The 17,418-nt window shown below is 71.1% G+C and carries 15 protein-coding genes, 1 other RNA gene and 1 pseudogene; 12 read left to right on the top strand and 5 right to left on the bottom strand.

The features are described 5' to 3' along the window. The first annotated feature begins 467 nt into the window (after nucleotides 1-467). Complete coding sequence (gene pepQ, locus ACFJIT_RS02285) at nucleotides 468-1,793, top strand: Xaa-Pro dipeptidase (RefSeq protein ID WP_379654901.1); 1,326 nt, start codon at nucleotides 468-470, stop codon at nucleotides 1,791-1,793. A 397-nt stretch (nucleotides 1,794-2,190) separates the two neighbouring features. On the opposite strand, the pseudogene ACFJIT_RS02280 reads toward pepQ, so the two are convergent. Continuing rightward, a pseudogene (locus tag ACFJIT_RS02280) lies at nucleotides 2,191-3,520 on the bottom strand (aminopeptidase P N-terminal domain-containing protein). Further along, nucleotides 3,520-4,059 carry a UPF0149 family protein gene (locus tag ACFJIT_RS02275; protein WP_379654900.1) on the bottom strand — a complete coding sequence of 180 codons (540 nt, stop codon included), beginning with the start codon at nucleotides 4,057-4,059 and terminating at the stop codon, nucleotides 3,520-3,522. The pseudogene ACFJIT_RS02280 and the gene ACFJIT_RS02275 overlap by 1 nt, the downstream one beginning before the upstream one ends. Before the next feature lie 153 nt (nucleotides 4,060-4,212). On the opposite strand from ACFJIT_RS02275, the gene ACFJIT_RS02270 reads away from it, so the two are divergent. The 7 genes from ACFJIT_RS02270 (at nucleotide 4,213) to rpiA (ending at nucleotide 9,562) form a co-directional block, all read left to right on the top strand. Then, nucleotides 4,213-6,462, top strand: a complete 2,250-nt coding sequence (locus ACFJIT_RS02270; protein WP_379654899.1) for a putative bifunctional diguanylate cyclase/phosphodiesterase — start codon at nucleotides 4,213-4,215, stop codon at nucleotides 6,460-6,462. Between the two features lie 68 nt (nucleotides 6,463-6,530). Beyond that, nucleotides 6,531-6,752, top strand: a complete 222-nt coding sequence (locus ACFJIT_RS02265; protein ID WP_130517071.1) for a TIGR02449 family protein — start codon at nucleotides 6,531-6,533, stop codon at nucleotides 6,750-6,752. Further along, complete coding sequence (locus tag ACFJIT_RS02260; RefSeq protein ID WP_130517069.1) at nucleotides 6,749-7,045, top strand: cell division protein ZapA; 297 nt, start codon at nucleotides 6,749-6,751, stop codon at nucleotides 7,043-7,045. The genes ACFJIT_RS02265 and ACFJIT_RS02260 overlap by 4 nt, the downstream gene beginning before the upstream one ends. A 471-nt stretch (nucleotides 7,046-7,516) precedes the next feature. Further along, nucleotides 7,517-7,701, top strand: a non-coding RNA gene (gene ssrS / locus ACFJIT_RS02255) — 6S RNA. Nucleotides 7,702-7,754: 53 nt separating this feature from the next. Further along, complete coding sequence (locus ACFJIT_RS02250) at nucleotides 7,755-8,342, top strand: 5-formyltetrahydrofolate cyclo-ligase (RefSeq protein ID WP_379654898.1); 588 nt, start codon at nucleotides 7,755-7,757, stop codon at nucleotides 8,340-8,342. Further along, on the top strand, nucleotides 8,339-8,812 hold the full coding sequence (locus ACFJIT_RS02245) for an EVE domain-containing protein (protein ID WP_130528404.1): 474 nt from the start codon (nucleotides 8,339-8,341) through the stop codon (nucleotides 8,810-8,812). Before ACFJIT_RS02250 ends, ACFJIT_RS02245 begins: the two co-directional genes overlap by 4 nt. A gap of 102 nt (nucleotides 8,813-8,914) precedes the next feature. Next, nucleotides 8,915-9,562 carry a ribose-5-phosphate isomerase RpiA gene (gene rpiA / locus ACFJIT_RS02240; protein WP_130517063.1) on the top strand — a complete coding sequence of 216 codons (648 nt, stop codon included), beginning with the start codon at nucleotides 8,915-8,917 and terminating at the stop codon, nucleotides 9,560-9,562. A 199-nt stretch (nucleotides 9,563-9,761) separates the two neighbouring features. Here the strand turns inward: rpiA and ACFJIT_RS02235 are convergent, their stop codons facing one another. After that, nucleotides 9,762-10,187 (bottom strand): helix-turn-helix domain-containing protein, encoded by a 426-nt coding sequence (locus tag ACFJIT_RS02235; RefSeq protein WP_306995955.1) that lies wholly within the window; start codon nucleotides 10,185-10,187, stop codon nucleotides 9,762-9,764. Nucleotides 10,188-10,342: 155 nt separating this feature from the next. Here ACFJIT_RS02235 and ACFJIT_RS02230 point away from each other — a divergent pair, with 155 nt between their 5' ends. The 3 genes from ACFJIT_RS02230 to ACFJIT_RS02220 all read left to right on the top strand — a co-directional run bounded on the left by ACFJIT_RS02230 (nucleotide 10,343) and on the right by ACFJIT_RS02220 (nucleotide 12,280). After that, complete coding sequence (locus ACFJIT_RS02230; RefSeq protein ID WP_379654897.1) at nucleotides 10,343-10,837, top strand: hypothetical protein; 495 nt, start codon at nucleotides 10,343-10,345, stop codon at nucleotides 10,835-10,837. Nucleotides 10,838-10,918: 81 nt separating this feature from the next. Further along, complete coding sequence (locus tag ACFJIT_RS02225; RefSeq protein WP_379654896.1) at nucleotides 10,919-11,374, top strand: DUF192 domain-containing protein; 456 nt, start codon at nucleotides 10,919-10,921, stop codon at nucleotides 11,372-11,374. 60 nt (nucleotides 11,375-11,434) lie between these two features. Beyond that, nucleotides 11,435-12,280 carry a SirB1 family protein gene (locus tag ACFJIT_RS02220; protein ID WP_379654895.1) on the top strand — a complete coding sequence of 282 codons (846 nt, stop codon included), beginning with the start codon at nucleotides 11,435-11,437 and terminating at the stop codon, nucleotides 12,278-12,280. A 382-nt stretch (nucleotides 12,281-12,662) separates the two neighbouring features. Here the strand turns inward: ACFJIT_RS02220 and waaA are convergent, their stop codons facing one another. Beyond that, a complete protein-coding gene (waaA, locus tag ACFJIT_RS02215) occupies nucleotides 12,663-13,955 on the bottom strand; it encodes a lipid IV(A) 3-deoxy-D-manno-octulosonic acid transferase (protein WP_379654894.1) in 1,293 nt (430 codons plus the stop codon). A 67-nt stretch (nucleotides 13,956-14,022) separates the two neighbouring features. Between waaA and lpxL the strand changes: the two genes are divergently transcribed. Further along, nucleotides 14,023-14,973: an LpxL/LpxP family Kdo(2)-lipid IV(A) lauroyl/palmitoleoyl acyltransferase gene (lpxL, locus tag ACFJIT_RS02210; RefSeq protein WP_130517051.1), complete on the top strand. Its 951-nt coding sequence runs from the start codon at nucleotides 14,023-14,025 to the stop codon at nucleotides 14,971-14,973. A 77-nt stretch (nucleotides 14,974-15,050) separates the two neighbouring features. On the opposite strand, the gene ACFJIT_RS02205 is transcribed toward lpxL, so the two are convergent. Then, entirely contained in the window at nucleotides 15,051-17,177 is a 2,127-nt protein-coding gene (locus tag ACFJIT_RS02205; RefSeq protein WP_379654893.1) for a hypothetical protein, read from the bottom strand. Nucleotides 17,178-17,418: the final 241 nt, after the last annotated feature.

Genomic DNA, 17,418 nt, shown 5'->3' with positions numbered 1-17,418 from the left:
TACTACGCCGCTTCATCGTCGTTCCCGCTTTCGCGGGAACGACGATACGGAGGACTTGTTGCTGCTACGGCGAGCCTACCAACTCGCCAAAGACCAATCCCCGCTCCGCGCGATGCACTCAAAGTTCGTCATCCCCGCGAACGCGGGGATCCAGGGACTTCCGAGCAGATCGCGCAACGTCCATGGATTCCCGCTTTCGCGGAAATGACGGTAGAGAGGTCCTGCTGCTGGTGAGGCGCGGGCCTGGAGCCCACCGGTTCGCCGAAGGCCAATCCCGCGGCGCGCGATGCACGCAAAGCACGTCATCCCCGCGAACTCGGGAACGACGGTTTTTGGGCTAGGCGTTTCGACGCCAAGCGCCATCAGGCGCTGCGGACGCACAGCCCCGCGTGCAACACACCGCGACAAGAGCCCCGCACCAGGCGGCGGGTAAACTTCGCGACTCTTCACCGCAACGAGCCGCCGCCATGTCCCTGCCCGATCCCGCCCCGCGCTACGCCGCCCATCTGGACACGCTCAAGGCGCGCGCGGACGAGGCGCTGGCGCGCGGCGGCCTGGACCATCTGGTCATTCCCAGCGGCCGCCTGCACTACCAGCACGCCGACGATCTGAACTACCCCTTCTACGTCAATCCGCAGTTCAAGGCCTGGCTGCCGCTGACGCGCGTGCCCGACAGCTGGATCGTGTACACGCCTGGCCAGCGCCCGCGCCTGACCTTCCTGCAGCCGCGCGACTACTGGCACGTGGTGCCGGCCGCGCCGAGCGGCTGGTGGGTCGCGCACTTCGACATCGACATCATCCGCACCGCCGACCAGGCCGCCGCGCTGCTGCCCAAGGACACCGCGCGCTGCGCGATCCTGGGCGAGGCGCACAGCGCGCTGGGCGCCTATGTGCCCAACAATCCCGAGGCAGTGGTCGACTACCTGGCCTATCACCGCGCCTACAAGACGCCGTACGAGATCGCGCTGATGCGCCAGGCGCAGACGCTGGCCGTGCGCGGGCATCGCGCGGCCGAGGCGGCCTTCCGCGCCGGCGCCAGCGAGTTCGACATCCACATGGCCTATTGCGCCGCGGTCGGCCAGGACGCGACCGAGCTGCCCTACGGCAACATCATCGGCCTCAACGAACACGCCGCCGTGCTGCACTACACCGAGTTGGAGCGCGTGGCGCCCGCGCAGTCGCGCAGCTTCCTGATCGACGCCGGCGCCAGCGCCGCCGGCTACGCCAGCGACATCACCCGCACCTACGCGGCCGACCCGGGCAGCGAGTTCCACGCCATGATCCAGGCGCTGGACGCGGCCCAGATCCGCATGGGCCAGGCCGTGGCGCCGGGCGTGGACTACAGGCAGCTGCACCTGGACGCGCACCTGGCGCTGATGGGCATCCTCAAGGACTTCGGCGTCATCACCGTCTCGCCCGAGGCGGCGGTTGCCAGCGGGCTGTCGGCGACCTTCTTCCCGCATGGCCTGGGCCACGCGATCGGCCTGCAGGTGCACGACGTGGCCGGCTTCGCGGCCTCCGACCGCGGCGGGCGCATCGAGCGTCCGGAAGGTCACCCTTACCTGCGCCTGACCCGCGTGCTGGAGCCGGGCATGGTGGTCACCATCGAGCCGGGCCTGTACTTCATCGACATGCTGCTGGACGACGCCAGGGCCGCCGGCCACGGCGAGGCGATCGACTGGGACCGCGTGGCGCAGTTCAAGCCCTATGGCGGCATCCGCATCGAGGATGAGGTGCTGTGCACCGACACCGGCGCCGACAACCTCACCCGCCCGGCATTTGCGGAGCGCTGATGTGGATGGGAGCCGCCATGGCGGCGATGGAGCTTTCCCGGTAGAGCCCCTCGCCTCCATGGCGGCTCCCACGTGTAGAGCGGAGCTTGCTCCGCTGCTCTTCGGTCAGTTCGTGAGAAAGGCCCCGGCGGAGCAAGCTTCGCTCTACAGATAGGCCGCTGTGAGATTTGAGCCGCTTCAACCTCATCGGCGCTGCGCGCCAGCGTGGCAATGAGGCTTTACGTGGAGCGCCCTTCGCCGCCGTGGCGGATTCCACCTGTAGCGCGGAGCTTGTGGCAATCCCCTCTTGGGGACTTCGCTGCTCTTCGGTCAGTTCATGAGAAAGGCCCCAGCGGAGCAAGCTCCGCTCTACAGATAGGCCGCTGCGAGATTGAGGAGGCAGTGGCTTCCCCGAATCTCAACCGCCGCTGGCCATCACCGCTTCGATCTCGTCGGCGCTGCGCGCCAGCGCGGCGGTGAGCACGCGGTGGCCGTCGGCGGTGATGGCCACGTTGTCCTCGGTGCGGATGCCGATGCCGCGCCACTTGGCCTCCACGCTGGTGTCGTCGGGCGAGATGTACAGCCCCGGCTCGATGGTGAACACCATGCCCGGCTCGAGCAGGCGCGACTCGCCCTGCAGGCGGTAGTCGCCCACGTCGTGCACGTCCAGGCCCAGCCAGTGGCCGGTCTTGTGCCGGTAGAAACGCTTGTAGCTGCCCTCGGCGATGCACGTCTCCAGCTTGCCCTTGAGCAGGCCCAGCTGCAGCAGCCCCTCGGTCAGCACTTCCACCGCCGCCTCGTGGCCGGCCTCGTAGGGCACGCCCGGGCGCGCCTGCGCCAGCGCGGCGGCCTGCGCGGCGCCGACCAGGTCGTGCAGCTGACGCTGCGGCTTGCTGAAGCGCCCGTCCACCGGGAAGGTGCGGGTGATGTCGGCGGCGTAGTTGCGGTACTCGGCACCGGCGTCGATCAGCACCAGCTCGCCCGCCCTGACCTGCGCGTTGTTGGCCACGTAATGCAGGATGCAGGCATTGGCGCCGGCGCCGACGATGCTGCCGTAGGCCGGCCAGGCGTCGCTGGCGCGGAACACGCATTCGATCACCGCCTGCAGCTGGTACTCGCGCACGCCGGCATGGGCGCCGCGCATGGCGGCCAGGTGCGCGTCGATGCTGATCTCGGCGGCGCGCTGCATCAGCTTGAGTTCGTCGGCGGACTTGAACAGCCGCTGCTCGTGCAGCAGATGGCCCAGCTCGAGGAACTCGTGCGGCGGCTGCGCGCCGCCGCGCGCCTGGGCGCGCACCTGGTTGACCCAGCCGATCAGCTTGAGGTCGAACTCGGTGTCGCGGCCGAAGTGGTAGTACACCCGCGAGCGGCCTTCCAGCATGCCCGGCAGGATCTCGTCCATGTCCTCGATCGGATAGGCATCGTCCATGCCGTAGCCGTCCACCGCGCCCTGCTGGCCGATGCGCGGGCCGTCGTAGACCTCGCGCGCCGGGTCGCGGTCGCGGTTGAACAGGATCACCTCGCCGTGGCGGCGGCCGGGGATCAGCACCAGCACCGCCCCCCGGCTCGGGGTAGCCGGTGAGATACCAGAAATCCGAATCCTGCCGGTACGGATAGTGCGTGTCGTGGCTGCGCACGCGCTCGGGCGCGGCCGGCAGCACCAGGATGGCGTCCTCGCCGGCCATGCGCATGAGGGCCTTGCGCCGGCGCGCGAATTCGGCCGCGCCGATGCCGGTGGCCGCGCGCATCAGTTCAGGCTTTTGCGATGGCGCGGCGCCAGCACGCAGTCGCCGTGCAGCAGCAGCACGGCCACGCGCACGAATTCCTCGATCTCGGCCAGCGCGTCCTCGTCCTCTTCGCCCTCGCCCAGCTCGGGGCTGGCCTGGGCCAGCTTGCCCAGGTCGGCCAGCGCCTCGGCGCCGTCGTCGGACAGCGGCGCATCGCCGACCGCGGCCAGGCCGAAGCCGCCCAGGAACGCCCGGCACCAGTCGAACAGCGCCTGCGCGCGTTCCTCCAGGCCGGCGGCGGGATCGGGCAGCAGCAGGTCAAAGCCGAAGCCGCGGTCCTCCAACTGGGTGGCGGTGGTGGTGCGCAGCGTGTCCAGCGCGCTGTCGGCCGGCGGCGTCGGCAGCGCCGGGTCGGCCAGTACGCGGGCCGGCCAGTCCTGCGCATTGGCGCCGCCGCCGGCCAGCCAGCCGCACAGCGCGCCGTGGAGTTCGTAAGGGCTGGCGCCGAGGGCCAGCGCGCGCGCGGCCTGGCCGACGTCCTCGGGAGTGGGCAGGCTCATGGGGTCACCTGCGCACGGTCTGACTTGAAAAACGGATGCATCGAACAAGTGTAAATCGAAAGCCCGCAGCGCCGCTTGTTGTGTGACGGCGCTCACGCCTACACTGCCGGGCAGCGCCTGTCCTGGCCGCCGCGGCGGAGCCGTTCCCACGTGATGCCACCGTCCTCCCTGCCCTTCCTGCTTGGCGCTGGCGCCGCTTCGACATCGTTGTCATCGATGTGGATAGCGCTGGCGGCGCTGGTGCTGCTGGGCGTGATCGCGGTCGGCACGCGCGCGCTGTGGCGGCCGTACCTGCCCGGCCGCCGTGCGCACGTATCGACCGCGCCGGAGAGCGAGGATCCGCTCAAGCTGGCGCTGTGGGCCTCGGGCGAGGTGTTCTGGGACTACGACCTGATCGGCCGCCGCCTGCATCGCATGCGCGCCGACGAGCAGTCTCCCGCCAGCCACACCATCGTCATGCTCACCCGCATCGGCGAGATGCCCGCGGTGCATCCGCACGACCTGCCGCTGGTGACCCAGCGCCTGCGCAGCCACCTGCGCGGGCAGGAACCGTTGTTCATGTCCGAACACCGCATGGACCTGCGCGGCGACGGCGACTGGATCTGGGTCCGCGCGCGCGGCCGGGTGGTCGAGCGCGATGCCCATGGCCGCGCCCTGCGCCTGGCCGGCACCGCGCGCGACATCACCGCCAGCCGCCGCGCCGAATACGAGCATCGCGTGGCCAGCGAGGTGATGCGCAGCATGAGCGAGGCGGTGGCCGTGCTCGATGCCGACTACCGCTTCATCACCGTCAACCCGTCCTTCAGCCGCATGACCGGCTACGACGGCGCCGAAGTGGCCGGACAGCCGCTGTCGCTGCTGGACAGCCGGCAGAAGCTGGGCGACAGCGCCTCGCGCATGAGCCAGCAGCTGGCGCGCGAGGGCCGCTGGTCCGGCGAGGCCTGGAAGGTGCGCAAGGACGGCGAGGAGATCCTGTGCCGCATCGAGACCAACGTGGTGCCCGACGGCAGCGGGCAGCGCCCGATGGTGGTGCTGGTGCTGGGCGACATCACCGAGCAGAAGCGCGCCGAGCAGGAGCTGCGCTACCTGGCCAACTACGACACCCTGACCAGCCTGCCCAACCGCTCGCTGCTGTCCGAGCGGCTCTCGCGCGCGGTGGTGCGCGCGCGCCGCGAGAAGGGCCGCGTGGCGGTGCTGTTCATCGACCTGGACCGCTTCAAGGACATCAACGACTCGCTGGGCCACGCCACCGGCGATCGCATCCTGCGCGCGGCCGCCGCGCGCGTGCAGCAGACCGTCGGCGCCCAGCACACCGTGGCCCGGCTCAGCGGCGATGAGTTCACCGTGGTACTGGAAGGCATCGCCGCCCCGGTCGATGCCGAGCGCGTGGCCGAGCGCATCATCCAGGCCTTCACCCAGCCGCTGTCCTTCGGCGACCGGCTGGAGCTGGCGGTCTCGCCCTCGATCGGCATCAGCCTCTACCCCGAGCACGCCCAGGTCCCGACCGAGCTGCTCAAGCACGCCGACACGGCCATGTACCAGGCCAAGGCCGCCGGCCGCCACACCTGGGCGGTGTATTCGGAGGTGATGGACGAGAAGACCCGCCACCGCGCCATCCTGTCCAGCGCGCTGCGCCGGGCGCTGGAGCGCCACGAGCTGCGCGTGGTCTACCAGCCGCGCCTGTCGCTGCATCGCGAGCGCATCACCGGCACCGAGGCGCTGCTGCGCTGGGAAAGCCGCGAACTGGGCGAGATCTCGCCCAGCCTGTTCATCCCGCTGGCCGAGGAGAGCGGCCTGATCGTGGAGATCGGCATCTGGGCGCTGCGCCAGGCCTGCCAGACCCTGCGCGCCTGGCACGAGGCCGGCCTGACCCATCTGAGCGTGGCGGTCAACGTCTCGGCCCTGCAGCTGCAGCGCGGCGACCTGGCCGATGTGGTCGCCCGCGTGCTGGCCGAGGCCGGCGTCAACCCCTCGCGGCTGGAGCTGGAACTGACCGAAAGCGTGCTGATGGCCAACCCCGAGCAGAGCAGCAGCGTGCTGGAGGCCTGCCGCGCACTGGGCGTGTCGATCGCGATCGACGATTTCGGCACCGGCTATTCCTCGCTGGCCTATCTCAAGCGCCTGCCGCTGACCACGCTGAAGATCGACCAGACCTTCGTGCGCGACCTGGACCAGAACCTCGAGGACGAGGCCATCACCAGCGCCATCATCGCCCTGGCCCAGTCGCTCTCGCTCAAGGTGGTGGCCGAGGGGGTGGAGACCGCAGCGCAGCTGGCCTTCCTGCGCCAGCGCGGCTGCGACGAGGTCCAGGGCCACTACGTCGCCCGGGCGATGGAACGCCTGCAGTGCCTGGAATTCCTGCGCGACTACGCCCCCGATCCGGACCTGCGCGCCAGCGCCTGAACCCAGGCCTGCATCGCGCGCCCGTTTGCAGCTTGACCGGCCGCCGGCCCCGTGCCTAAGGTGCCGGCATGAATCCGCCCGATGCCATCGAACAGCTGCGCGCCCTGGCCTCGCGCCTGCAGGAGCTGGGCGAGCGCTGCCAGCGGCTGACGGAGGAGAACCGCAGCCTGCGCGTGCAGCAGGAGCAGCTGAGCAGCGAGCGCTCGCAGCTGCTGGCCAAGAACGAACTGGCGCGTTCGCGCGTGGAGGCGATGATCACCCGCCTGCGCTCGCTGGAGCAGCACACGTGAGCAGCAGCGAGCCGGTCAACGTCCATATCCTGGATCGCGAATACACCATCGGCGTCGAGCCGGGCGAGCGCGGCAGCCTGATGGCCGCGGCCAAGCTGCTGGACACGCGCATGCGCGAGGTGCGCGGCGCGCACCGCATGGCCTCGGCCGATCGCATCGCGGTGCTGGCCGCGCTGAACCTGGCGCACGAACTGCAGCAGCTGCGCGACCAGCAGGCCGCGCAGGACAGCGAACTCACGCGCACCCTGGCCGACCTGCACCGCCGCCTGGACGGCTGGCTCGAACCGCGCTGACGCGGGTGCCAGGTGGGAGAAGCCATGGCGGCTCTCGCAAAAAGTCGTCAGTAGCCCGGTGACGCAGTGATAGTTCCTGCCCTCCGCAGTTCGGCCTGTCGTCCTCGTCATTCCATCCCGCTCTTGTGGGAGCAACTGTCTCCTCAACTCTAGCGGCCGCCTGTCTGTAGAGCGGAGCTTGCTCCGCTGGGGCCTTCCCCACGAACGGAACGAAGAGCAGCGGAGCAAGCTCCGCTCTACAGGTGAGAGCCATCGCCAGACGCAGTTCTGTCTGTCGTCCTCGTCATTTCCACGCAGGACTGGGAGCCGCTCTTGGGGCGATGAGGCCTTCGCAATCAGCATTCACCTCTGCATCGCAGCGCGCACGATGCCATGCGTCATCCACACATCCGCTGCACCTCCACCACCGCGCACTGAACCGCGCCGACGAACGGCCTAGGCAAACCTCGACGCATCGCTATACTGGCCACGCATCCTCTGCTGTGATCGACAGCGTGCAAAACATTCGCCTTGTCCCTTAATGACGACCGCGGGGCAGCAACGGAAGCCGGGAGCGCAAGTCCGCCTTGTAGCGGGAAGCCCGATGGCCCCCAAGCTGTCCCACTTGAACCCCGGGTTCAAGGTCGTTTCGCCGCATCGCCATTGGCGGAGGATGTCTTCAATCTTCTAGAATGCCGCGCCCTGCACCAGGACGCGGCATTCTTTTTTCATGAGCGATAGCGACGCCCTGCCCGCCCTGCGCGCGCGCCTGCGCGAACGCCGCCGCGCCTTGCCCGCCGCCACGCGCATCGCCGGCGCCGAGGCCCTGGCCGCGCGGCTGCTGGCGCTGCCGTTCCTGCCCGAGCGCGGCTATGTCGCCGGCTACTGGGCCACCGATGGCGAGATCGGCCTGCACGCCTTCCAGCTCAAGCTGCCCGCCGGCCTGGTGTACTGCCTGCCGGTGCTGCATGGCGAGGAGCTGCGCTTCGCGCCGTGGCGCGCGGGCGATGGCCTGGTGACCAACCGCTTCGGCATTCCCGAACCCGACGTGGCGCCGTCCTCGGCGCTGGAACCCGAACAGATGGCGCTGGTGGTGATGCCGCTGGTGGGCTTCGACGCCAGCGGCCACCGGCTGGGCATGGGCGGGGGCTGGTACGACCGCAGCTTCGCCATGCGCACCGCGAGCGCGCCGCCGCCGTGGCTGGTGGGCGTGGGCTTCGAGACCCAGCGCACGTCCCTGCCGCCGCCGCGCGCCTGGGACGTGCGTCCCGACGCGATCTGCACCGAATCCTCCACGCTCCTCCTGGAACCGCGATGACCGCCCGCCGCCGCTACTGGCTGATGAAGTCCGAACCGGACGACTTCTCCATCGATGACCTGGGGCGCGTGGGCACCGAGCCGTGGACCGGCGTGCGCAACTACCAGGCGCGCAACTTCATGAAGGCCATGCAGGTCGGCGACGGCGTGCTGTTCTACCACTCCAACGCCGAGGTGCCGGGCATCTACGGCGTGGCCGAGGTGGCGACCCCGGCCTATCCCGATCCGACCCAGTTCGACAGAAAGTCCAAGTACTACGACCCCAAGTCCGATCCGGCGCAGCCGCGCTGGGAGCTGGTGGACGTCAAGTACGTGCGCCATCTCAAGCACGGCGTCAGCCTGGCGCAGATCCGCGAACACGCCGATGCGCTGGGCGAGGACTTCGCCCTGATCCGCAAGGGCACGCGCCTGTCGGTGCTGCCGGTGACGGCGGCGCAGTGGAAGCTGCTGCTGTCGTTGGAGCAGGAGTGAGCGCCAAGAAGTGAGGCATGAGCGAAAGCTCGCCTCTCACGCTCATCGCCTCCGCTCCTGCCTTTTCTCACTCCTCACTCCTCTCCACTCACATCTGCCCTCATGACCGAAGCCAAGCGCCTGGCCGCCGAAAAAGCCATGGATTACCTCGAAGACGGCATGATCGTCGGTGTCGGCACCGGTTCGACCGTGGCCTACTTCATCGACGCGCTCGGCCGCGACCCGTCGCGCATCAAGGGCGCGGTGTCCAGCTCCGAGCAGAGCACCGCGCGGCTGAAGGCGCACGGCATCGAGGTGCTGGACCTCAACCACACCGGCACGCTGTCGCTGTATGTGGACGGCGCCGACGAGTGCGATCCGCACAAGTGCCTGATCAAGGGCGGCGGCGCGGCGCTGACGCGCGAGAAGATCATCGCCCAGGCCAGCGCGCGCTTCGTGTGCATCGTCGACCCGTCCAAGCAGGTGCCGGTGCTGGGCCGCTTCCCGCTGCCGGTGGAAGTGATCCCGATGGCGCGTAGCCTGGTGGCGCGCGAGATCCTGGCCCTGACCGGCGGCCAGCCGGTCTGGCGCGACGGGGTGGTCACCGACAACGGCAACGTGGTGCTGGACGTGCACAACCTGTCGATCACCGACCCGGTGGCGATGGAGACCGCGCTCAACCAGATCCCGGGTGTGGTCAGCGTCGGCCTGTTCGCGCGCCGCCGCGCCGATGTGGTCATCGTCGGCGGCGAGCCGCCGCAGGTGCTGTAAAGCCAGGCCACTCCTCCGTGTAGAGCGGAGCTTGCTCCGCTGGGGCTTTCCCGCGAACCAAACGAAGAGCAGCGGAGCAAGCTCCGCTCTACGTTGCGGGCCTTTTCCCCCGCGAACCGAATGAAGAGCAGCGGAGCGAGCTCCGCTCTACAAGGGGGCGCGGACTGATCGGAAGCGCCGGTGGCTCCCCGAGGCTTCGTCAGACGCGCTTGCGGCGGCCGCGGCGCTTGGCGGCGTGGCGCTGGCCCAGCACGCGCACCAGTTCCTGCACCAGCGCCTTCTCCTCCGGCTCCAGCAGCGCCAGGCCCTCGACCAGGGTGCGCTCCTCCGGGCTGCCCACGTGCCAGGCCGCACGCGGCTCCTGCACGCGCAGCTTGCCGCCCTTGCCGCCGAAGGCCAGCTCGGCGGCCTCCATGTTCAGCGCCTCGGCCAGGCCCTCGATCTGCTCCAGCCGGGGCATGTGCTTGCCGTTGCGCCAGTTGGAGACGGTCTGGGTGGTCACCGCGATGCCGTGACGGCCGAACAGCTTGAGCAGCTCGCCGTCGCTGAGCCCCGAACGACCCGAGGTCTCCAGGGCCTTGTTGAAACGGCTGGCGAAGCCTTGCCGTCTGCGCGCGATATCCATGCCACGACGGTAGCGAGGCCGGAGTCTGCAACTTGCGCATCTGACTTTCAAATAAAGTAAAGTTATGCTTTAGACAAGCCAGACTCCCCGCCCCGCACGGGCCTGTGCTTCATCCAGGCCCCGATGCGCGCGGAACCGCACCGACAGGATGTCGCATGCACCACAGCTCGCCCTACGCCGCCGTCGAAGCCTCCTATCGCTGGATCGACTATCGCCTGGCCTACGCGCAGGTGCTGGAACGGCACGGCGATCCGCCGGCCTGCCTGCTGGAGCTGTTCGTGTTCCGCGTCTGGCTGGCGCAGTTCGCGCTGCTGCGGGTGCTGGGCGGCGCGCCGCCCGCGCGCCAGGCCACGCCGCGGCCGCCGTGGTGGCTGCTGTCCAAGCAGGCCGAGGCCACCGGGGTCACCCGGGACGCGGCGCACGCGGGGCTGGCCGCGCTGCTGGAGCAGCGCTTCGGCCAGTACGACGCCGCTGCGCGCGCCGGGACGCCGGACGATCCGCTCGGCCTGGAGGCCGCGGCTGCCACGCTGGCCGGCCAGCTCTTCGGCCAGCCCGACCCGTCCGTCGTCGATGCGCTGGCGCGCCGTGCGCGCGGCCAGTACGCCGGCATCGCCCAGGCCTACGACGCGGAGCGACCGGACGCGCGGTGACGGCCGCCGGCCGCGGCGCACTTGACCTGCCCGGGGCCTTGCACGAAGGTGCGCGCTCCCGAACACGCCACGGCTGTCCGCATGTCTCTTCGCCTCGTCCTGCTCACCGCGCTCCTGCTGATCTGCACCACCGGCTGCGCGCGCACGCCCTGGGTGGAGCTGGCCGGACAGCGCTACCAGGTCGAGATCGCCGATCAGGAAGGCGAGCGCCAGCGCGGGCTGATGTTCCGCGACGAGCTGGCCGCCGATCACGGCATGCTGTTCATCCACGACGACGAGCAGCCGCTGTCGTACTGGATGAAGAACACCCACATCCCGCTGGACATCCTCTATTTCGACCACGACCTCAAGCTGGTCGGCCAGCAGCGCGACGTGCCGCCGTGCAGCGCCGGCAACGCCTGCCCGTCCTACCCCAGCAAGGCCCCGGCGCTGTACGTGCTGGAGCTCAACGCGGGCCAGGCGGCCAAGCTCGGCGTCAAGGACGGCGATACGCTGAAAGTGGACCCCAAGGTCGAGCTGAAAGCCCAGCCCAACTAGGCGACATCGCGCCACGCGGACGGGCTTGATAAGCCGCGCGAATGCCTGCAGTCTGTGGGCATGGGGGATCGACTGACACTGCCGGAATGGGGTTCGTTGGCCAGCCAGGCCGACGATGCGCTGCCGCTGCTGGGCACCGCGCTGCTGATCGCGCGCGATGAATACCCGCAGCTGGACGCCGACCTCTACGACACTCTGGTGCAGAGCCACGCCGAGCATCTGCGCCGGGAGATCGACCTGATCGCCTCCTGGCCGCTGAAGATGGCGGCGATCAATCGGCACCTGTTCGAGGAGCTGGGCTACGCCGGCGACCACGACGAGTACTACGACCCGCGCAACAGCTACCTCAACGAGGTGTTCGAGCGGCGCCTGGGCAATCCGATCTCGCTGGCGGTGGTGCAGATCGAGGTGGCGCGCCGGCTGGGCGTGCCGCTGGACGGGGTGTCCTTCCCCGGGCACTTCCTGGTGCGCCTGCCGGTGGACGACGGCATCCTGGTGATGGACCCGTTCAACGGCGGCCGGCCGCTGGGCGCCGACGAGCTGCGCGAGCGCGCCAAGCCGCACCTGGGCGGCGATGTGCCCGACGACAATGCGCTGCTGCAGATCCTGGACCCGGCCTCGCACCGGGCGATCCTGGTGCGCGTGCTGCGCAACCTGCACGGGGTCTACGCCGAGCGCGACCAATGGGACCGCGCCGCGCGCAGCGCCGACCGCGTGCTCAAGCTGGTGCCCGACCAGCCCGACGCCCTGCGCGATCGCGGCCTGGCCTATCTCAGGCTCGACTACGCCCGCGGCGCGCAGGCCGACCTGTCGCGCTATCTGCAGGTGGCGCCGAAGGCGCAGGATGCCGACGCGATCCGCGAGCGGCTGATCGAGCTCCATGCCGGGCGTTCGCGGACGCATTGAGGCTTGAGGCTGCCGGTTCGAGGCAAGCCGGATCTGGCCTCGCCCCGAGCGCCGGCAGCCATGGGATGGCGCTGCCGGAGTCGCGGCCTCCTCCGCTCACGCCGCGCCCTCCTTGTAGAGCGGAGCTTGCTCCGCTGCGCTTGGCCGGATCATTGGCAAGCCCCGTAGAGCGGAGCTTGCTCCGCTGCGCTTAGCCGGATCATTGGCAAGCCCCCCCGTAGAGCGGAGCTTGCTCCGCTGCGCTTGATCGGATCATTGGCAAACCACCCGTAGAGCGGAGCTCGCTCCGCTGCGCTTCGTTGGGTTCGTGGGCAAGGCCCCAGCGGAGCAAGCTCCGCTCTACAGGGCGTCCGCCGAAGGCGGCTGATGTCTTCTGGCGCGGTTAGCGCGGGCGCAGGTCCGGCGCGACCATCTCCATCGTGCGGGCCAGGGCGCCGCGGCCGCGCTCGACCAGCAGGCGGCCGGCCTGGGCCATCTGCGCGCGCCGCGGCGCGTCGGCCAGCAGGGCTTCCAGCAGCGTGCCGACCTCCTCGGCATTGCGGCCGATCTCCAGCGCGCCGGCCTCCTGCAGGCGGCGCGAGATCTCCACGAAGTTGTGCAGGTGCGGGCCGGTGACCATCGCGGTGCCGACCGCGGCCGGCTCGAGCAGGTTGTGGCCGCCGATGGCCTGCAGGCTGCCGCCGACGAAGGCCACCTGCGCGCAGGCGTAGAAGCCCATCAGCTCGCCCAGCGTGTCGAGCACGAACACCGCATCGCCCGCACGCGGCCAGCCGGCGAGGCTGCGCCGGCCGACCCGCCAGCCGGCGGCCTGGGCCAGCTCGGCCACGCGCCCGAAGCGCTCGGGATGGCGCGGCGCCCACAGCAGCAGCAGGTCGGGGAAGCGCGCCAGCAGCCGGCGGTGGATGGCCACCACCTGGGCTTCCTCGTCCGGATGGGTGCTGGCGGCGATCCACACAGGCCGCGCGCCGACCTGGCGGCCGAACTGCGCCACCAGCGCGTCCAGGCCCTGCGGCACGGCGATGTCGAACTTGAGGTTGCCGGTGTCGACGATGGCCTCGGGCGGCGCGCCCAGGCGCACGAAGCGCTTGCCGTCGGCGACGGACTGGGCGCCGATGCGGTGCACGCTGGCCACCACGCGGCGGATCAGCGGCGCCAGCACGCGGTAGCCGCGCAGCGAGCGCGCCGACAGCCGCGCGTTGAGGATGTAGCTGCGGATGCCGCGGTCGCGGCAGCCCAGCAGCAGGTTGGGCCACAGTTCGGTTTCCATCACCAGGGCCACGCCGGGCTGGAAGTGCGCCAGGAAGCGGCCGACCGCGCCGGGCAGGTCGTAGGGCGCGTAGACGTGCAGCACCGCATCGCCCCATAGCGCGCGCACACGGTCCGAGCCGGTCGGGGTGATGGTGGTGATCAGCAGCTTCAGATGCGGATGGTCGCGGCGCAGGGCGTCGACCACCGGCGCGGCGGCGTTGACCTCGCCCACCGAGACCGCGTGCACCCACACGTCCACGTCGTGCGGCGCCCCGCTCCAGGCGGCGTAGCGTTCGCCCCAGCGTTGGAAATAGCCCGGCACGCGGAACCCGCGCCAGATCAGGTGGTAGACCGTGGCCGGCGTCAGCACGTAGAGCACGGCCGAATACAGGGCACGCAACCATGTTTCGGTCAGGTCACGACGCATCGGGCGCAAGGATACGAGAAAGGACGCGGCACGGGGATCCAGCGCCGCCCGGCCTACAATGGCGGCCATGACCGACCGTTCCGCGCAGGCCGCACCGCGCCAGGCCACGCCCTTCGACCCCGGCCCGGCGCCGCTGGCGCCCTCCACCTGGCCCACCTGGCTGGGGATCGGCCTGGCCGCGCTGGCCGCGCGCCTGCCCTGGGGCCTGCAGCGCAGGCTCGGCAAGCCGCTGGGGCGGCTGCTCAAAGTCGTCCTGGGCGCGCGCCGCAAGGTCGCCGCGCGCAACCTGGAGCTGTGCTTCCCCGAGCTGGATGCGGCGGCGCGCGCGCGGCTGCTGGACGAGGTGTTCACCGCGCTGGGCGTGGGCCTGTTCGAGTTCGCGCGCGCCTGGTGGGGCGATGTGGCGCCGATGCGCCGCGACCTGCGCGTGGAAGGTCTGGAGCATCTGCAGGCCGCGCAGGCCGGCGGGCGCGGGGTGATCGTGATCTCCGGCCACTTCACCACGCTGGAGCTCTCCGCGCGGCTGATGTGCGACTACGCGCCGCTGGCCGGCATGTATCGCCCGCACGCCACCGGGGCGATGGAATGGGCGGTCAAGCGCGGCCGGCTGCGCTATGCCACGGCGATGTTCGGCCGCGAGGAGCTGCGCCCGGCGCTCAAGCACCTCAAGCAGGGCGGGCTGCTGTGGTTCGCGCCGGACCAGGACACGCGCCGGGGCGAGAGCGTGTTCGTGCCGTTCTTCGGCCGGCCGGCCTATAGCCTGACTTCGACGCATCAGCTGGCGCGGCTGTCGGGCGCGGCGGTGATCGCCTTCGCCCATGAGCGCCGGCCCGATGGCGGCTATACGCTGCGGCTGTCGCCGGCGTTCGAGGACTTCCCGTCCAAGGACGCCACCGCCGACACGGCGCGGGTGATGGCGGCGATCGAGGCGATGATCCGCGTGGTGCCGGCGCAGTACCTGTGGATCCATCGGCGCTTCAAGCGCCAGCCTGAGGGGCGCGGCGCGCTGTATCGGTGAGGCGGGAGTGAGTGGAGAGGCGTGAGGCGTGAGCGAAAGCCGCTCCTGCTCACGCCTCATGCCTCACGCCTCTGCGCTCACTCCTCGCTCCAAGGCAGGACCAGGCGCGTGCGTCCGGGGCCGATGCGGCGTTCGAGCGTGGGCGGTGGGGCATTGCCGCCCAGCTGGCGCCAGGTCAGGTCGAAGGCCTGGCCATGGTTGTCCAGCTCCAGCACGGCGCGGTGCGCTTCGCGCCGCCAGGCCAGGTCGACCGTGCCGCCGTCGGCGCCCACGCGCACGCCCTGCACGCGCAGCCAGTCCCATTCGGCCGGCGGCTGCGGCGCGAAGGCGAGCCGCCGCCGCGCGCCGTCCACTTCCAGGCCCAGTAGCCCGCCGATGGCGGCCGACAGGAAGGAGGCCGAGGACCAGGTCTGCTCGGGCACCGACTCGCGCTGCGGCACGAAGGCCGCGCCCGACTGCACCTCGTGCATGTGCCCGGGCGCGTCCTGCGCCGCCCAGGGCACCAGCCGCTGCCACAGGTCCGCCGCCTGCGCGCCGCGGCCGGCGCGCCACATCGCCTCGGCCGCGCCAGCGCTGCCCAGGCCCCAGACGCTGCCGCGCGAATAGGCTTGCGGCTCGTAGTCCGGCGCGCTCGCCGGCTTGCTGCGCAGGCCCCAGTCGGTGAGCACGTCCGGCGTGGCCAGCTGCGCGAAGATGGCCGCGGCCTCCTGGGGAGTGGCCGCGCCGCTGCCGATGGCGGCCAGGTCCGCGCCGCTGAAGCGCTCGCCCGGGCGCCCGTCGCGGTGGAAGCCGCTGATCCACTGCCCCGCCGGGTCGCGGTAGCGCGCGCGGATGGCAGCGCGGGCGCGCACGGCGTCGGCGCGCGCCTGCGCGGCCAGGGCCGCCTCGCCCTGCGTGTCGGCCATCGCCGCCATCGCCTGCGCCGCGTCCACCCAGGCCGCCGAGAGGGTCAGCTCGTCGGTCAGGGCGTCCTGCTCGTTGCCGCTCATCTTGCCGGCCGGCACGCGCGGCAGGCCGTCGCCGGCATCGACCAGCCCCCGGCAGTAGCGCCACGCCGCCAGCAGCTGCGGCCAGTGCGCGCGCAGGAAGGCGTCATCGCCACTGGCCCGCGCGTACTCGGCGGTGACGCTCAGGAAGTCGAAGGCGATGTCCACGTGCGCGTACATGTGCGGGTAGTCGCGCACCCACTGCAGGAAGCCCGCGCTCTGCGACAGTTCGTGCCACAGCATGCCGTTGTCCGGATGCTGGTAGCGCAGCTCGAACGCCAGCTGCGCCGCCGCGCGCTCGAACTGCCCGCTGGCGATCAGGGCGCGCGTGGTCACCAGCCCGTCGCCGCCGAAGTACCAGGCGTACTGCGGCCGCCGCGCGCCGTGCGAGGGCCCGTAGCCGGCGACCAGGCCGCAGCCCAGCCGCGGGTTGCACGACCAGGCCTGTTCCAGCGCCACCTGCGCCCAGCGCAGCGCGCGGTCGGCCTGGGCATCGGGCGTGGCGATGCGCAGGCGCGTGGCCTGCGCGTAGCGCGCCGCATCCGCCGCGGACGGCGCCTCGGGCGCCTCGAGCAGCGCGGCCGCCGTGCCGTACAAGTCTTCGTCGCGCTCGCCCTGCGCGGCGAGGGCCAGCGTGGCGCAGCGGGCGCGACCGCAGGCGGTCGGCAGCAGGTCCAGGAACAGCGGCTGGCCGAAGGCGCTGCCGCGGCGGTCGTTGTTGGGCACGCTGTGCGCGCCGGCCTGCGGCGAGGCCACCAGCGCGCGGAAGGCGCCGCTGGGCTCCTGCAGGAGCAGCCCCTTGGCGGCATCGTCCCAGCCGAATTCCTGCCCGCCGATGCCCGCCGGCCACATCAGGTTGAGCGAGGGCACCAGGTGCACGCGGATGCGCAGCGTGGGTGGCGCCTGCTCCACCCGCAGCCGCACGCGCACGCCGGGCAGCGTGTCGCGCGCCTCGATCCGCTCGGACACGCGCAGCCCCGGCGCCGCGTAGACGCGGGTCAGGCCGAAGGGATCGACCGTGGCCGCGGCCGGCGCGTCGGCGGCCTCCCAGCGCGTGCCGTCGCCGCGCAGGAATTCCAGCCGATAGCCCGATGCGATCTGCACCGGGAAACTCCACACCTCCAGCCCATCGCTGCCGTAGCCGCCGGCGAAGCCGCGCAGGCCGTGCGCGGCCAGGTAGCGCTCCTGCACGGGCGCCGTGACGGTCCAGGACGGCACGCCTGCGTCGTCGCGCGGCGCCGCGGCGTCTGCCTGCGTCGCCGCCCTGCTCCCCTCTGCCAGCAGGCAGACCGTCGCGGCCATGCTCAACACAACCGCGGACACGCTGCGCAGCGCCATGCTCGACCCCCGGGAGCGACGCGCGATTGTGGCCCGGCCGCCAGGTGTGACGCCCGCCGCGCCGCATCATTGGGCAGGCGTGAGCGCAGAGGAGTGAGGAATGAGTAAAGGCGGCGCTCGC

It is taken from the genome of Pseudoxanthomonas sp. UC19_8, assembly GCF_042700505.1.
Taxonomy (GTDB): Bacteria; Pseudomonadota; Gammaproteobacteria; order Xanthomonadales; family Xanthomonadaceae; genus Pseudoxanthomonas_A; species Pseudoxanthomonas_A winnipegensis.
Note: the sequence above shows the minus strand (reverse complement) of the source record. Positions and strands in the feature narration are given on the sequence as shown.

Bases quoted from the DNA above. Each gene is read 5' to 3' on its own strand.
- pepQ (WP_379654901.1), top strand. From the start codon at position 468: ATGTCCCTGCCCGATCCCGCCCCGCGCTACGCCGCCCATCTGGACACG.
- ACFJIT_RS02275 (WP_379654900.1), bottom strand. From the start codon at position 4,059: ATGAGCCTGCCCACTCCCGAGGACGTCGGCCAGGCCGCGCGCGCGCTG.
- ACFJIT_RS02270 (WP_379654899.1), top strand. From the start codon at position 4,213: ATGCCACCGTCCTCCCTGCCCTTCCTGCTTGGCGCTGGCGCCGCTTCG.
- ACFJIT_RS02265 (WP_130517071.1), top strand. From the start codon at position 6,531: ATGAATCCGCCCGATGCCATCGAACAGCTGCGCGCCCTGGCCTCGCGC.
- ACFJIT_RS02250 (WP_379654898.1), top strand. From the start codon at position 7,755: ATGAGCGATAGCGACGCCCTGCCCGCCCTGCGCGCGCGCCTGCGCGAA.
- ACFJIT_RS02245 (WP_130528404.1), top strand. From the start codon at position 8,339: ATGACCGCCCGCCGCCGCTACTGGCTGATGAAGTCCGAACCGGACGAC.
- rpiA (WP_130517063.1), top strand. From the start codon at position 8,915: ATGACCGAAGCCAAGCGCCTGGCCGCCGAAAAAGCCATGGATTACCTC.
- ACFJIT_RS02235 (WP_306995955.1), bottom strand. From the start codon at position 10,187: ATGGATATCGCGCGCAGACGGCAAGGCTTCGCCAGCCGTTTCAACAAG.
- ACFJIT_RS02230 (WP_379654897.1), top strand. From the start codon at position 10,343: ATGCACCACAGCTCGCCCTACGCCGCCGTCGAAGCCTCCTATCGCTGG.
- ACFJIT_RS02225 (WP_379654896.1), top strand. From the start codon at position 10,919: ATGTCTCTTCGCCTCGTCCTGCTCACCGCGCTCCTGCTGATCTGCACC.
- ACFJIT_RS02220 (WP_379654895.1), top strand. From the start codon at position 11,435: ATGGGGGATCGACTGACACTGCCGGAATGGGGTTCGTTGGCCAGCCAG.
- waaA (WP_379654894.1), bottom strand. From the start codon at position 13,955: ATGCGTCGTGACCTGACCGAAACATGGTTGCGTGCCCTGTATTCGGCC.
- lpxL (WP_130517051.1), top strand. From the start codon at position 14,023: ATGACCGACCGTTCCGCGCAGGCCGCACCGCGCCAGGCCACGCCCTTC.